Annotated in this window: 11 protein-coding genes; 5 read left to right on the forward strand and 6 right to left on the reverse strand. The window is 67.6% G+C overall.

Going from position 1 to position 13,570, the window contains the following annotated elements:
• Positions 1-898: 898 nt before the first annotated feature.
• Positions 899-2,068, forward strand: a complete 1,170-nt coding sequence (locus DFO45_RS18390) for an HlyD family secretion protein (RefSeq protein ID WP_133866020.1) — start codon at positions 899-901, stop codon at positions 2,066-2,068.
• Positions 2,068-3,642: a DHA2 family efflux MFS transporter permease subunit gene (locus DFO45_RS18395; protein ID WP_012172956.1), complete on the forward strand. Its 1,575-nt coding sequence runs from the start codon at positions 2,068-2,070 to the stop codon at positions 3,640-3,642. The genes DFO45_RS18390 and DFO45_RS18395 overlap by 1 nt, the downstream gene beginning before the upstream one ends.
• Before the next feature lie 21 nt (positions 3,643-3,663).
• On the opposite strand, the gene DFO45_RS18400 is transcribed toward DFO45_RS18395, so the two are convergent.
• Positions 3,664-4,866 carry a GGDEF domain-containing protein gene (locus DFO45_RS18400; protein ID WP_166657178.1) on the reverse strand — a complete coding sequence of 401 codons (1,203 nt, stop codon included), beginning with the start codon at positions 4,864-4,866 and terminating at the stop codon, positions 3,664-3,666.
• 233 nt (positions 4,867-5,099) lie between these two features.
• Between DFO45_RS18400 and DFO45_RS18405 the strand changes: the two genes are divergently transcribed.
• The gene (locus DFO45_RS18405; protein ID WP_133866022.1) at positions 5,100-5,456 is read left to right on the forward strand and encodes a hypothetical protein; all 357 of its coding nucleotides are present in this window, start codon (positions 5,100-5,102) and stop codon (positions 5,454-5,456) included.
• Positions 5,457-5,577: 121 nt separating this feature from the next.
• A complete protein-coding gene (locus DFO45_RS18410; protein ID WP_244421758.1) occupies positions 5,578-7,287 on the forward strand; it encodes a HAMP domain-containing methyl-accepting chemotaxis protein in 1,710 nt (569 codons plus the stop codon).
• 27 nt (positions 7,288-7,314) lie between these two features.
• On the opposite strand, the gene DFO45_RS18415 is transcribed toward DFO45_RS18410, so the two are convergent.
• The 3 genes from DFO45_RS18415 to DFO45_RS18425 all read right to left on the reverse strand — a co-directional run bounded on the left by DFO45_RS18415 (position 7,315) and on the right by DFO45_RS18425 (position 11,261).
• The gene (locus tag DFO45_RS18415; protein ID WP_133866023.1) at positions 7,315-8,610 is read right to left on the reverse strand and encodes an FAD-binding oxidoreductase; all 1,296 of its coding nucleotides are present in this window, start codon (positions 8,608-8,610) and stop codon (positions 7,315-7,317) included.
• A 10-nt stretch (positions 8,611-8,620) separates the two neighbouring features.
• Positions 8,621-10,033, reverse strand: a complete 1,413-nt coding sequence (locus DFO45_RS18420; RefSeq protein ID WP_012172961.1) for a glutamine synthetase family protein — start codon at positions 10,031-10,033, stop codon at positions 8,621-8,623.
• Between the two features lie 379 nt (positions 10,034-10,412).
• A complete protein-coding gene (locus DFO45_RS18425) occupies positions 10,413-11,261 on the reverse strand; it encodes a DUF3108 domain-containing protein (RefSeq protein WP_012172962.1) in 849 nt (282 codons plus the stop codon).
• 316 nt (positions 11,262-11,577) lie between these two features.
• On the opposite strand from DFO45_RS18425, the gene infC reads away from it, so the two are divergent.
• Positions 11,578-12,102, forward strand: a complete 525-nt coding sequence (gene infC / locus DFO45_RS18430; RefSeq protein ID WP_012172963.1) for a translation initiation factor IF-3 — start codon at positions 11,578-11,580, stop codon at positions 12,100-12,102.
• A gap of 100 nt (positions 12,103-12,202) precedes the next feature.
• Here the strand turns inward: infC and DFO45_RS18435 are convergent, their stop codons facing one another.
• Entirely contained in the window at positions 12,203-12,763 is a 561-nt protein-coding gene (locus tag DFO45_RS18435; RefSeq protein ID WP_133866024.1) for a BA14K family protein, read from the reverse strand.
• A 92-nt stretch (positions 12,764-12,855) separates the two neighbouring features.
• On the reverse strand, positions 12,856-13,377 hold the full coding sequence (locus DFO45_RS18440) for a BA14K family protein (RefSeq protein WP_133866025.1): 522 nt from the start codon (positions 13,375-13,377) through the stop codon (positions 12,856-12,858).
• Between the last annotated feature and the right edge of the window lie 193 nt (positions 13,378-13,570).

The following is a 13,570-nucleotide window of genomic DNA, read 5'->3' on the forward strand; positions in this document are numbered from 1 at the left end:
ATCACTCCCCCGACCCGAGACCCGCAAGGACTCCGCCGTCCACGTTTCTCTTTCTTCTCTTCAACCTGTCAAACAGCACGCAGTCCCGAAAGACCACAAGGGCATAAGCCCGAATTTCAAACTCTCACACCTTTACAGGGGGAGAGAAGACGCCTCATCCTCCGGCTCCTGAACCGGCGGCCACAACAACGAAGTCGTGAGAAGCGTCGGGGACGACACCGCCGCCGCGTCTGCGGCAACCCGTCGTCGATGAGCGGGTTATAAGGACACCCTTTTCCCCTGTCAACACCGTGTCACGGGGCTTGCAAAAAACGGTCATGTGCCCTGTGGACAGCACCGCGCTCCAGCACGCGCAAACCGAGACGGCTGCGCGATTTGCGCGCGACGTACTTTTTCCGCTGCTGGCGAACCCAAACCGAACCGCCGGACGCACACCGGAAACGGCAGCGCTCCTTCTGTTGGAAATTCGGAGCGGCGCAACGCCCGGGAGAGCGATCGGTGCAGGAGCAGCGAGTGCGCGCTACGTGCGCACGCGCGCGAATGACAATCCCGGAATTTGGCGCGAGGCCCGCCGATCCGCGCGCCAGCTGACCTCCGGGCCGGTCGTCTTCTGCACTTCGGATTGGTATTTCCGGCGCCCCCCCCCGGCATCGCCAGCAGCCACCTCCAGCCCAGCCCCTGCTCCGGATTTCGTGAACACGCCGTTGACCGAACGGTTCGGTCCGATCTTGCCAAAGGGACGGTCTTCCCGTAGATAAGGTTCGACCGAACCGTTCGGTCAGCATGTTGGTCCGCAACCCGACGCGCTGACCAGCGTTGAGGGAGGAGAGTAACCGCCCCCACTCTCCTCCCTCTCTCCCCCGCGCCGTCGCGGGCGACCTCAAGAACAAAGACAATCATGACTTCCGCGCCAAAGACCGAACCCGTCCGCGCTTTTGAAGCCGCCCCGTCGGAGCCCCGGCCCGATGGTACGCCGGCCGAGGCCCCTGCCCAGCCGCCCAAGACCGGCGGTCGCCGCAGGACGATCCTTGTCGGCGCGCTGGCTGTTGCGCTCGCGGGCGCGGTCGTATGGGGGTATCATTACTGGACGGTCGGACGCTTCCAGGTGTCCACGGACAATGCCTATGTGGGCGCCGACATCTCCATCATCGCGCCCAAGGTTTCCGGTTACATCGCCTCGGTGCCCCTGGTGGCCAACAGCCATGTGAATGCCGGTGACCTGCTGGTGAAGCTGGATGACCGCGACTATCGGGTCGCGGTCCAGCAAGCGAAGGCCAAGGTGGATACGCAGGACACCACCATCGTGCGCCTCGGCAAGCAGGTGGAGGCCCAGCTGGCCAGCATCGAGCAGGCGCAGGCCCAGCTCCAGTCCGCCATCGCGGACGAGGCCCGCACCGCTGCCGATTTCACCCGCACCTCCAAGCTCGCCACCAACGCATTCGCCAGCCAGCAGTCGCTCGACACCGCCCGCGCGGATCGCGACAAGGCGATCGCCGCCACCGCTTCGGCGCGCGCGGCGGTGTCCTCGGCGCAGGCCAATCTGGAAGTGCTGAAGGCCGAGAAGGCCGAGGCCGAGAGCACCCGCAAGGAACTGGTGGCCGCGCTCGAAAAGGCCCAGCTGGACCTCGACGCCACCGAACTGCGCGCACCCTATTCCGGCATCATCGGCAACAAGGCGGTCGAGGTGGGCGACTATGTCACCGCCGGCAAGCGCCTGGCTGCGCTCGTGCCGGACAACGGCTCCTATGTGGATGCCAATTTCAAGGAAACCCAGTTGCGCGGCATCAAGCCGGGCCAGAAGGTGGAGCTGACGCTCGACACCGATCCCGACCATCCGGTCATCGGCACGGTGGACAGCATTGCCCCCGCCGCCGGGCAGGTGTTCAGCCTGCTGCCGCCGGAGAATGCCACGGGTAACTTCACCAAGATCGTGCAGCGCGTGCCGGTCCGCGTGCGCGTGCCCACGGCCGAGCTGGAGCGTGGCCACTTCCGGCCCGGCCTCTCCGTCATCGCCACCGTCGATACCCGCTCCGGAGCCGAGACGAGCCGCACCGCCGAGGCGCGCTGATGGCCGGGGCCACGGCAGCCGGAGCGCCGGCCGAGCCGCAGATCACACCCCGCCGGGCCATCGCCTTTCTGGCGCTGGTCTTCGGCATGTTCATGGCGATCCTGGACATCCAGATCGTCTCCTCCTCCCTCTCCGAGATCCAGGCCGGCATCTCCGCAAGCTCGGACGAGATTTCCTGGGTCCAGACCTCCTACCTCATCGCCGAGGTGGTGATGATCCCGCTCTCGGGCTTCCTCGCCCGGGCGCTGTCCACCCGCCTGCTCTTTGCCTTGTCCGCGGCCGGCTTCACCATCGCCAGCCTGCTCTGCGCCACCGCCTCCAGCATCGGCGAGATGATCTTCTACCGCGCCGTGCAGGGCTTCATCGGCGGCGGCATGATCCCCACCGCCTTTGCCGCCGCCTACACCATCTTCCCGAAGAAGTATCAGGCGCCGGTCATGTCGCTGGTCGGCCTCGTGGTGACGCTGGCGCCCACCATCGGCCCCACCGTCGGCGGCTATCTCACCTCCGCCCTCTCATGGCACTGGCTGTTCCTCGTTAATGTGCCGCCGGGCATCGTCGCGACCCTGCTGTGCTGGTTCCTGGTTGATTTCGACGAGCCGGAGTTCGATCTGCTCTCCCGCTTCGACTTCACCGGCCTCCTCGGCATGGCCGTCTTTCTCGGCAGCCTGGAATATGTGCTGGAGGAAGGCGAGCGGGACGACTGGTTCCAGTCGGACACCATCGTCTTCTTCTCGGTGATGATCGTGATCGGCGCGGTGCTCTTCTTCTACCGGGCGTTCCGGGCCGAGCAGCCGGTGGTGGACCTGCGCGCCTATAAGGACCGCAATTTCGCGGTAGGCTCCATCCTCACCTTCATGCTGGGCGTGGTGCTCTACGGCCTCACCTATCTCTATCCGCTCTTCCTCGCGCAGGTGCGGGGATATAATTCGCTTCAGACCGGCGAGACGGTGTTCGTCACGGGCATCGCCATGTTCATCTTCGCGCCCATCGTGGGCATCCTCGGGCGCAAGCTCGACCCGCGGCTCGTCATCGGCACGGGCTTCGTCTGCCTCATCATCTCCTCCTTCGAGCTGACGCCCATCACGAAGGACTGGGGCTTCTACGAGCTGATGTGGCCGCAGCTCCTGCGCGGCGCCGCGCTGATGATGTGCATGGTGCCCATCAATGTGGTGGCGCTCGGCACCCTGCCGCCCTCGCAGCTCAAGAACGCCAGCGGCCTGTTCAACCTGATGCGCAATCTCGGCGGTGCCGTGGGCCTCGCGATCATCAATACGGTGCTGAACAGCCGCTGGGACCTGCACATGGCCCGCCTGCGCGATGCGGTGACCTGGTCGCGGCCCTATGTGCTCGACACGCTCAATTCCATCACCGCCGGCTTCCAGGCCCGCCTCGGCTCGGATGCGGAACTGGCGGCGACGAAGAAGATCGCCCAGATGCTGCGCCAGCAGGCGCTCGTCATGGCCTTCTCGGACGTCTTCCTCGGGATCACGATCTTCCTGTGCGCGGCGGCCTTCCTTGTCTTCCTCGTGCGCAAGCCCCGGGCGAGCGCCGGCTCGGCTCCGGCCCACTGACACGCGGCTCGAAGGGCGGCCTCAGGCGTCCCGCGTTCCCGTCGATCGGGTGGGGCCGCGGGAAGGCGCGAAGCCGCCACGCTCGGAGGACAGGCGCAGCACATTGTCGCCTTCGCGCTTGGCTTCGTAAAGCGCGAGATCGGCGTCGTTCAGCAGCGCCTCCACCGTGGCCTGCCCGAGCCGGGAGGCCGCAACGCCGCCGGAAGCCGTGCAACAGAGGTTGTGCGGGGTGGCCGCGCGGGCATGGTGCGTGAAACGGTCGAGCACGCGGCGCGCCGTGGAGACCGCCGCCCGGCCATCGAGCCCCGGCAGCACGAGGGCGAACTCCTCGCCCCCCAGACGACCGGCCACATCTTCCGGGGACAGGCATTCACGGGCCGCCAGCGCGAAGGCACGCAGGACCGCATCACCCGCAGGATGGCCGTAGCCATCATTGACCTGCTTGAAATCGTCGAGATCGAAAATCACGACGCTGTAAGGATGCCGCGCCAGCCGGCAGGCTTCCGCCTGCTGCCCGCCCTGCGCGAAGAAGGCCCGGCGGTTGAACAGGCCGGTGAGAAAGTCCGTATCCGCCGCATGGCGCAGGCGCAGTTCCAGCCGCTCCTTGGCGAGGGCCAGCACCAGAATGGCCAGGGTCTGGATGGCGATCATGCCTTCCAGCACCACCAGGCTGATCCAAGGCGAGTCGCTCGGCACCATTCCGTTCGGCAGGAAGCCCAGCAGCACCGGAATGCGCACGAGGACCACAATGGTATGCCCCCCCATCAGCGCCACGAGGGGCACGCGCGCGCTATAGGGTTCTCCCCGCCGGAACTCGAAGGTGGCAAGGCCCAGGAAAAGGCCGATGAAGCCGGAGCCGACAAGGCTGCGGTAGCGGGGCCAGATGTCGAAGACGGGCGTTGCCCAGATGGCGATCCAGGCGATCAGGATGGCGGCCATGATCCGCCAGGGCAGCGGCCGATGATTGAACGCGCGCGCGCCGGCCCAGATGAAGCTGACCGCGAGGAGGACGATGGTGGAGCCGAGGGCGTTTGCCAGACGCCCCGTCGGGCCGAGAAAGCCGCCGCTGACCACGAGGCCCAGACTGGCCACCAGCAGTCCGCTGCCGGCCCAGGCCAGTAGACCCTCCGAGCGATCCGACCGCCAGCTCCACAGCAGCGCCGTGCCGCTGACGGTCATCGTCAGCCCGAGGGCACAGAACAGGGTTGCCGGATCGAGGAACATCGAACGCAAGTCACCTTGAGCGGCATGAGCGGAGCAGCAAGCTACCGGCACATGACTGACAGGAGAATATTGCATCCGCCTAAACGCGGCTTTGGGCTGTGGCAAAATCGGGCCCGATCGGAAGAGCACGCCCGCGCCGCCGGGCGGCCGGAGAAAGCGGGAGGGTGAGGCGACGTTTCGGCTTGAAACCTGCCGGGCGTCCGCGTCATCTGTGCCCAACCCGGAGGTTTCCCATGATCACGTTTTCAAAGGCTGCCGCTGCCCTCGCATTCTCAGGCCTCGTTCTGGCCGGCGCCTCCTCGGCGCAGGCGCAGACCTGCCTCGAGCAGATCGTCGCGCTCCAGAGCCAGATCCCGCAGTCGCAGATCGACGCCATCATGAACGCGGTGCCCTCCCAGCCCCAGACCATCGGCGCCCAGACCGATCGCCAGCCGACGCCCGGCTCCGTCGCGGCGGCGGAAGGCGGACGGCCGGAGCTGTCGGGCGCGGTGGCCGCGCTGAACAAGGCGCAGAACCTTCAGGCGGCCGGTGATCGCGAAGGTTGCCTGAAAGCCGTCGAAGAAGCGCGCAAGTTGCTTAAAAAGAAGTAGGATAGTAACTCCTGGCTGAAAATGGGTTCATTCTGAATAGTTTGCCGGGAAACCGTCATGGCAGTGTCAAGTAATGAAGCACAGGTAGCGCACCTTCTTCATGAATTGCCGGACACATGCCATGCGTTGGTTTCGCCGTCCTCGGCTCGTTCTGCGTTTGACCATCGGCCGCAAGCTCGCCGCCGTGCTGGCGCTTCTGGCCGTGGTCACGGCACTCGTCTCCGCATTCGGATATCTCCAGATCGCGCAGGAACAGGAGCGCGCCGAACAGGTGGAAGGCATCTGGAGCGGCGCGCTGCACGCCCAGTCGCTGGCCCGGGCCATCGAGCATGCGGTGGTGGCGGCGAATGCCGTCTATACGGCGAAGGACAAGACCGCTGCCCGCGAGAAGCTCCAGGGCCTGCAACAGGCGCTCAAGGATGTTTCCGATGCCCGCGAGCCCTTCTTCGCGGCGCTTGAGGGCCAGCTCGATCCGATCCGCAAGCTCAAGCTGACCAACCAGCTCAACGAATTCATCGCCTATCAGGAAGACACGGCCCAGCTCGGCCTCACCATCTCTCCCGCCGCAGCGCTCCTGCAGGCCAATGAGGAGCCCACGGTGAAGAGCCGCGAGCAGATGGTGGCCAGCATCACGGCGCTCGGCAATGACGTGCTGGCGGGGCTCGACAAGACGCGCATCGAGGCCGCCACCCAGCGCGGTCAGGCCCAGATGGCGCTCATTGTCGTGCCGGCCATCGGCCTCCTGCTGGCGCTGGGTGCCGCCGGCTGGCTGACCGTGACGCAGATCCAGCGGCCGCTGATCCGCCTCAAGTCCAGCATGGCCGCCCTCGCGGACAATGACCTTGAGGTGGAAGTGCCCTTCACCAAGCGCCGCGACGAAATGGGCGAGATGGCCCGCGCCATCGAGGTGTTCCAGCGCGCGCTCCTCGAAAAGCGCGACGCGGATGCCGCCCTGCTCGCCCGCGCCGAGGCCGACCGGCAGCGCGCCGAGCATCTGGCGGAAGCCGCCCGCGCCTTCGAGGAAGAGGCCCACGCCATGATGAGCGCGGTGGCCGAGGCGGCGGAGAAGATGAACGGCGCCGCCGACGCCATGGCGATGGCCTCCAGCGCCACCCAGACGCAGGCGCAGCAGGCCGCCGACGCGGCCGATGCCGCCGCCCGCGCGGTCAATTCCATCGCCGGCAGCGCCCGCCATTTGTCGGACTCCGCCGACGAGATCGGCACGCGCATCCGCACCACCAGCGAGATCGCCGCCGCCGCGCTCCAGGAAACAGAACAGACCGGCGCCGCCGCCAACCAGCTCGTGGCGGCCGTGAGCAAGATCAGCGAAGTGGTGGGCGTGATCGCCTCCATCGCCGAGCAGACCAACCTGCTGGCCCTGAACGCCACCATCGAAGCGGCCCGCGCCGGCGACAAGGGCCGAGGCTTCTCGGTGGTCGCCAGCGAGGTGAAGGCGCTGGCCGAACAGACCGCCCGCGCCACGGCGCAGGTGACGGACGAGATCACCAATATCCAGAACGCCAGCCGCGGCACCTCGAAGGCGGTCGAGCTGATCGCCGAGACCATCCGGAACATGAACCTTCTGGCGCGCGAGGTGGCCGACGCGGCCGTGGGCCAGGGCCATGCCAGCCGCGACATCTCGGTGAGCATGGACGAGGCCGCGGGCGGCTCGCGCACCGTGTCCGCCAGCATCGGCGGCGTGCAGGATGCGGTGGCCTCCAACGGCGACCACGTCTCGGAAGTGCAGACGCTCGCCGGCCGCCTTGCCGAGCGCGCGCAGCTTCTCGGCCGCTCGGTGGAAACCTTCCTGAGCTGCGTGCGCGCGGCCTGAGGACGAGCCTTCCGCGCGCGTCCGGCCTCAGAGGCGATCGCGCAGGCCGTAATAGGTGAGACCGGCGACGAGCAGCGGGTAGCGCAGCAGCGTGCCGCCGGGAAAGGCCGGCACCGGGAAGCGCTCCAGCAGCGCCAGCCGGTCCAGCCGGCCGGACACGGCCTCCGCGAGGATCTGGCCGAAAAGCGGAGCGAGCAGCACGCCCTGCCCGCTGTAGCCGGCCGCCACCAGCACCCGTCCGCCCAGGCGGCGGACGAAGGGGTTGCGGGTCATGGTCAGGCCCAGCACGCCGCCCCAGCCGTAATCGAAGCGCACGTCGGCCAGTTGCGGGAAGATGCGCAGCATGTAGGGCCGCACGAATCCCGGCACGTCCGCGCGCAGGGCCCGCCGGTAGCTCTCCCCGCCCCCGAAGAGCAGACGCCTGTCGGGCGAAAGGCGGAAATAGTTGACGACGAAGCGCGTATCCGCCACCGCCGCATCATTGGTGATGAGTGCATCGCCCCGCGCGCCCAACGGCTCGGTGGCGGCGATATAATTGGCGATGGACATCACATGGGTGTCCACCCGCCGGTCGAGCCCGTCCATGAGACCGTCGCCGCATTCCAGCAGGCGGTCCGCCGTCACCACCGGGCCGTGGGCGGTGGTGACACGCACCCCGTCCGTACTTTCCGAGACGGAGACCGCGCGGGCGCGCTCATAAAGGCGCGCCCCTGCCGCCTGCGCCGCACGGGCAAGGCCAAAGGCGAGCTTGAGGGGGTGCAGATGGCCGCCCTCCGCATCGAAGCTGCCGCCGTGATAGGCGTCGGAGGCGACCAGCGCGCGCACCTCCTCCCGCGAAAGCGGCGAGATGGCGCCATAGCCATAGGTCTCTCGCAGATGGCGCGCGTAGGCGTGGTCCTCGGCCGCAAGTTCCGGCTTGTGTGCCGCGTGGATCAGGCCGTCGCGCCATTCGCAGTCGATGGCATGGCGCGAAACGAGATCGCGCAGCAGGGTCTTGGCGTCCTGCGCCAGATCCCACAGCTTGCGCGCATCGTCCCGCCCGAGATGCGCCTCGATATGGAGCTGGTCGCGCCGGTGCCCGGTGTGGATCTGCCCGCCGTTGCGGCCGGACGCACCGGAGCCGATGCGCCCGCCTTCCAGCAGCACCACATCGAGACCCTTCTCGGCCAGATGCAGCGCCGCCGACAGGCCGGTGAAGCCGCCGCCGACCACCACGACGTCCGCCCGTGTGTCGCCCGTGAGGGAAAGGCCGGCCGGCGGGGTGCCGGCCGTCGCGGCGTACCAGGAGGCGGGATGCTCGAGAGCCGGTTCAGCCGCGCTCATGTCCCGCGCCTCACACGTTCAGCAGCAGATATTCCCGCTCCCAGGGCGAGATGACCCGCATGAAGGTCTCGAACTCCGCCTGCTTCACCGCCGCATAGGTGGTGACAAAGCGCCGGCCGAGCACCTGCGCCAGTTCCTCGCATTCGGCGAATTCCGCCACCGCCTCCAGCAGGCCGCGCGGCAGGTCGAAGGGCTTGTCCTTGGCGTCCCCCTCCAACGGCTCAGTAGGGCGCAGGCCCTGCGAGATGCCAAGATAGCCGCAGGCGAGCGAGGCCGCGATGACGAGATAGGGGTTGGCGTCCGAGGAGGGCACCCGGTTCTCCACCCGCCGGGCGGCAGGCAGGGAGGGGGGCACGCGCAGGCCGGCGGTGCGGTTGTCATAGCCCCACTGCACATTGATGGGCGCCATGGAATCGCGCGTCAGCCGCCGGTAGGAATTCACATAAGGCGCGAGGATGCACAGCACCGCCGGCAGATATTTCTGCTGGCCGGCGATGAAGGAGAAGAATTCCGGCGTCGGGTCGCCATCCTCGTCCGAGAAGATGTTGCGGCCGGTCTTGGCGTCCACCACCGACTGGTGGATGTGCATGGCACTGCCCGGCTCGTTGGCAATGGGCTTGGCCATGAAGGTCGCGTAGATCTTGTGTGCCAGCGCCGCCTCGCGGATGGTGCGCTTGAACAGGAACACCTGATCGGCGAGCGTCAGCGGATCGCCGTGAAGCAGGTTGATCTCCATCTGCGCCGCGCCGTCCTCATGGATCAGCGTGTCGATCGCGAGGCCCTGCGCCTCGCAATAATCATACATGTCCTCGAACAGGGCATCGAACTCGTTCACCGCCTGGATGGAATAGGACTGGCGGCCGATCTCCGGCCGGCCGGAGCGCCCTACGGGGGGCTTCAGCGGATAGTCGGGATCGGTGTTCGGCTCCACGAGATAGAATTCGATCTCCGGCGCCACCACGGCTTTCCAGCCGCGCTTGGCATAGAGGTCGAGCACGTTCTTCAGTACCTGCCGGGGCGCTTCCTCCACCGGGCGGCCGTCACGATGATAGGCGTCATGGACGAGTTGGGCGGTGGGATCCTGCGCCCAGGGCACGCTGCACAGGGTCGCGAAATCGGGTTCGAGAACAAGGTCGGAATCCGCCACCACGGAATCCACCAGCCCCTCGTAATCGGGATATTCGCCCGAGATGGTCTGGAAGAAGACCGAGAGCGGCAGGTTCATCACCGGCGAATGCAGGAATTTCGAGGCGGGCATGATCTTGCCGCGCGCCACGCCGGCGAGGTCCGGCACGATGCATTCGATCTCGGTGATGCCGCGCGCCGCCATCCAGGCCTTGGCCTCCGCGAGGCTTGCGACCCCGCGCGGCGATTTCAGAAACGCCTTGTCCGACGTGTCGGCAGTCTTCGTACGCTTGGCCATGAAGCCCCCAAGGGCACCTCCGCCAGCCGCGCATGGGCCACGGCGGACAAGCCCTGTGATTGGTTGAGAGCAGCCGTTCCAGCCGGGGCGTCGCCGCCCTGCCGGAGCCGCCTGCGGAGCCTGTTCCGGACCGCTGTTGTGATCCGCTGAAGCTCCAGAATTATGACAGCCACCAGTGAAAGGCGGGCCGCCACGGTCCATGCCTCAGGGAACACCCGCCCCCCGGCAGGTGTCAACGCGGCGCCGCTCCCGCTTCGGGACAGGTGCCCGATCCGCCCGGAACGAGTCCGGAACGAATCGCGGCCGAATCGACAGCGGCCCGCCGTTCCCGTTTTGGACGGCGGACGCGCCCCTGCAGAAGGGCACGCGAGTCTGACTGTCAGGGCTTGGCGGGGGCAGGAGCGGCGCCGGCATTGGGCTCGGTCTCGAAGCTCGTCGCCTCGAACACCGCCGTGCCGATCATGGTCTCGATGGAGATGCGGAATGGCGCCATCAGGCGGGTGCCTGCGATGGGCACCAGCCAGACATACATCTCCTTGTTCTCCATCATGTACTTCACGGTGGAGCGGGTCGGCCGGTGGCCGGCGACGGGGAAATAGGAGACCCGGCACACGACGGCATCGCTCGCATAGGTCTTGCCCGCCTTCACCGGCTCCGTGCGCAGGTAGCTGAGGCGGATGTCATAGCGCTGGCGGCCGTCGAAAACCGGGATGGTGCGATCGCACGCGGCGGCCGAGATCATCTCGGCCGATCCCGGCACATAGACGAAGGCCCCGCTCATGGGGTCGATGATGCTGGTGAGGTGCGCCGGGGTCACCTCGATGCGGTCCGGCAGCGGCTTGATGGGCGGCTCCACGTCCACCTCCTTCGCCGTGCCGTTGGCAACGGCGACGCGGACCGCCTCGTCCTTGCCGTCGGCGGTGGCGGAGAAGGCGAACACCTGCGGATTGAGGCCGTTGGGTCCGATGGCGCCGCGCGCGGCCACGTCCCCCTTGCCGGAGGAGATCACCCGGAGCACGCCGGTCACCCGCCCCGTGCCGGCCAGTTCGTAGGATGTGGCGGTGGCCCGGCCTGCGACGACGGCGCGCGCCACCGAGACCCCGCCAACGGTCAGCGTGTAGCGGGCCGTGAAGCGCCCGTCCGCCTGCGCGCCGGCCGGCAGGAAGGCCAGCAGCGCACCTGCGAGGCTGAGGGCGGCGAGGCGGAGAGAGGCAAGGTGCGGACGCATACGGTTTCCGGGTGTGGAGCGGGCAGATCAGGCGCACCCCGCCCCGGGGTCCTGATTCGAGGTCAGCTTGAGCCGCCATTGTGCCATGAGTGAGGACGCCCGCCGATGCACCAGCCCTGCCCCCGAGGCCGGTAAAAATGCGGCATCGCCCGCGCCTTGAATCGGCCAAGGTCATTGACTTACGCGGCGTTTATCACGATCTTGCGGCTCTGCCCTCGCGCCGAGCCCAGACGATGCAGCCCGCTGCGCTGTCCCGTCGCCCGCACCGGGGCAAAAAGATCAATGGCAAGAGGAGTTTGCCGCCATTCGCCGCCCCATGAGACCCGTCGCGCCGGAGAAGGATGGCCCGCGCGTCAACGAAGAGATCCGCATCCGCGAAGTTCAGCTGATCGACCAGGACGGTCAGAACCGCGGCGTCCTGCCCACCCGTGACGCCTTGTTGCTGGCGCAGGAGGCCGGGCTGGATCTCGTGGAGATCTCGCCCAACTCCAGCCCGCCGGTCTGCAAGATCCTCGATTTCGGCCGCTTCAAGTATCAGAACCAGAAGAAGGCCAGCGAGGCGCGCAAGAAGCAGAAGGTGGTCGAGGTCAAGGAGATCAAGCTCCGGCCCGGCATCGACACGCACGACTACGACGTGAAGATGAAGGCCATGCTCCGCTTCTTCGAGGAAGGCGACAAGGTGAAGGTCACCCTGCGCTTCCGCGGCCGCGAGATGGCGCACCAGGATATCGGCTACAAGCTGCTGCAGAAGCTGAAGGAAGACGTGACCAACATCGCCAAGGTGGAAGCCGAGCCGATGCTGGAGGGTCGCCAGATGATCATGATCCTCGCGCCGCGCTGAGCGCGCACGAGGGATCCAGAACGGAAACGGCCCGCCTTCGCACTGAAGGCGGGCCGTTCTGTTTTCAGGCTTCCGTCACATGGTGCCGAACGGCACGGGTCTACTGGCAGGGATGGCGCAGGCCGTCGTAGCCGAGATAGGTGCCGGTGCGCGGATCGAACGACCGGTACTTCGAGGCGCAATAGGCCTGCCAATTCGCGGCATTGGCCTGGTTGGCCTGATTGGCATTGGCCGCGCTCGCTGCCGCCGCGCCCAGTGCGAGGCCGCCGATCACGCCGGCCGCAACCGCAGCGCCATTGTTGTTGTAGTTATAGTAGCGGGGACCGTAATAGCCGGGGCCGCGCCAGCCGGGACCGCCCCAGCCGCGCTGGTAATAGCCCGGCCCGCGCCAGCCTGGGCCGCGCCAGCCGGCGCGGGGTCCATTGCCGCGCCAGCCGCGGGGCGGCGGCGGCCCGACGCGCGGAGCATTCGGCGCGAGCGGGTACTGGACCTGCTGGACTGGAACGGAGGTGCCGCCACCGATCTGCATGGCGCCCGAATTGGTCGCGCCCGCACGGGCCATCTGCGCCTGTGCGGCGCCGGGTAGACCGAGCGAGCCCGCGACAGCGGCTGCAAGGATGATCGAAGACGTGCGCCGGAAGGCGCCGATGTTCTGGGTCATTTCTGTCTCCTTCCGGAGAATAAACGCCTCAGCCGCCGGAAGGTGCCATTGCGTCACGGGGCCGTGAACGGGCGCCCATGACGCAAGAGACCTCATGTGCAGGGATGCCGGCGGCCGTCATATCCCATGTAGGTGCCCGTCCGCGGATCGAACGAGCGGTATTTGGACGCACAATAGGCGTACCAGTTGGCCGGCGGCGGGGGTGGCGGCGGCGCGGCCACCGCGGATCCGACGATGACGCCCGTGGCAAAGCCCGGCGCAAAGCCCCAGCCCGGTCCATAGCCATAATAGCCGCCCCAGTAAGGTCCGGGGCCCCAGCCACCGGCACGCCAGCCCCAGGCCGGAGGCGGCGGCGGACCCCAGCCGCCCCGCCAGCCCCAGCCGGGGCCGCCCCAACCGGGGCCGCCGCGCCAGCCGCCGCCCCAGCCGGGACCACCCCAGCCGGGCCGGTACTGAACGCTTTCGGTGACGGGAGCGCGGGCAGCCTCGGCTACGGGGGCCGACAGGGCGCCGAGTTGCAGGGCGCCGGCCGCGGCGGGGCGTGGCGCCAGGGCAAGGCCCGCCATCAGCGCGAGGGCGAGCGAAGAGAGCGCGGATGTGCTGGAAATACGCATGGCAATTCCTCCGACGGATGCCTTTTATTCCAACACTTTGGCATTCTCGGGGTTCCGAACGTCGAAGATTGGCCGCTTTGACGCGCTCGGCCGGCCCGCGCCGCTTGCGTTTTCGAGCCGGCTCCTGTAACGAGTGCGGCCTTCCGAACCGGCCGGCGACAAGGGCTGCCGTGCTGGTTCTTATTGCTCACTA

This window comes from Azorhizobium sp. AG788 (assembly GCF_004364705.1).
Classification (GTDB): Bacteria; Pseudomonadota; Alphaproteobacteria; order Rhizobiales; family Xanthobacteraceae; genus Azorhizobium; species Azorhizobium caulinodans.

What these genes read in the sequence shown, in the direction of transcription:
- DFO45_RS18405 (WP_133866022.1), top strand. Translation starts at nt 5,100, where the DNA reads ATGATCACGTTTTCAAAGGCTGCCGCTGCCCTCGCATTCTCAGGCCTC.
- infC (WP_012172963.1), top strand. Translation starts at nt 11,578, where the DNA reads ATGAGACCCGTCGCGCCGGAGAAGGATGGCCCGCGCGTCAACGAAGAG.
- DFO45_RS18395 (WP_012172956.1), top strand. Translation starts at nt 2,068, where the DNA reads ATGGCCGGGGCCACGGCAGCCGGAGCGCCGGCCGAGCCGCAGATCACA.
- DFO45_RS18440 (WP_133866025.1), bottom strand. Translation starts at nt 13,377, where the DNA reads ATGCGTATTTCCAGCACATCCGCGCTCTCTTCGCTCGCCCTCGCGCTG.
- DFO45_RS18415 (WP_133866023.1), bottom strand. Translation starts at nt 8,610, where the DNA reads ATGAGCGCGGCTGAACCGGCTCTCGAGCATCCCGCCTCCTGGTACGCC.
- DFO45_RS18425 (WP_012172962.1), bottom strand. Translation starts at nt 11,261, where the DNA reads ATGCGTCCGCACCTTGCCTCTCTCCGCCTCGCCGCCCTCAGCCTCGCA.
- DFO45_RS18435 (WP_133866024.1), bottom strand. Translation starts at nt 12,763, where the DNA reads ATGACCCAGAACATCGGCGCCTTCCGGCGCACGTCTTCGATCATCCTT.
- DFO45_RS18400 (WP_166657178.1), bottom strand. Translation starts at nt 4,866, where the DNA reads ATGTTCCTCGATCCGGCAACCCTGTTCTGTGCCCTCGGGCTGACGATG.
- DFO45_RS18410 (WP_244421758.1), top strand. Translation starts at nt 5,578, where the DNA reads ATGCGTTGGTTTCGCCGTCCTCGGCTCGTTCTGCGTTTGACCATCGGC.
- DFO45_RS18390 (WP_133866020.1), top strand. Translation starts at nt 899, where the DNA reads ATGACTTCCGCGCCAAAGACCGAACCCGTCCGCGCTTTTGAAGCCGCC.
- DFO45_RS18420 (WP_012172961.1), bottom strand. Translation starts at nt 10,033, where the DNA reads ATGGCCAAGCGTACGAAGACTGCCGACACGTCGGACAAGGCGTTTCTG.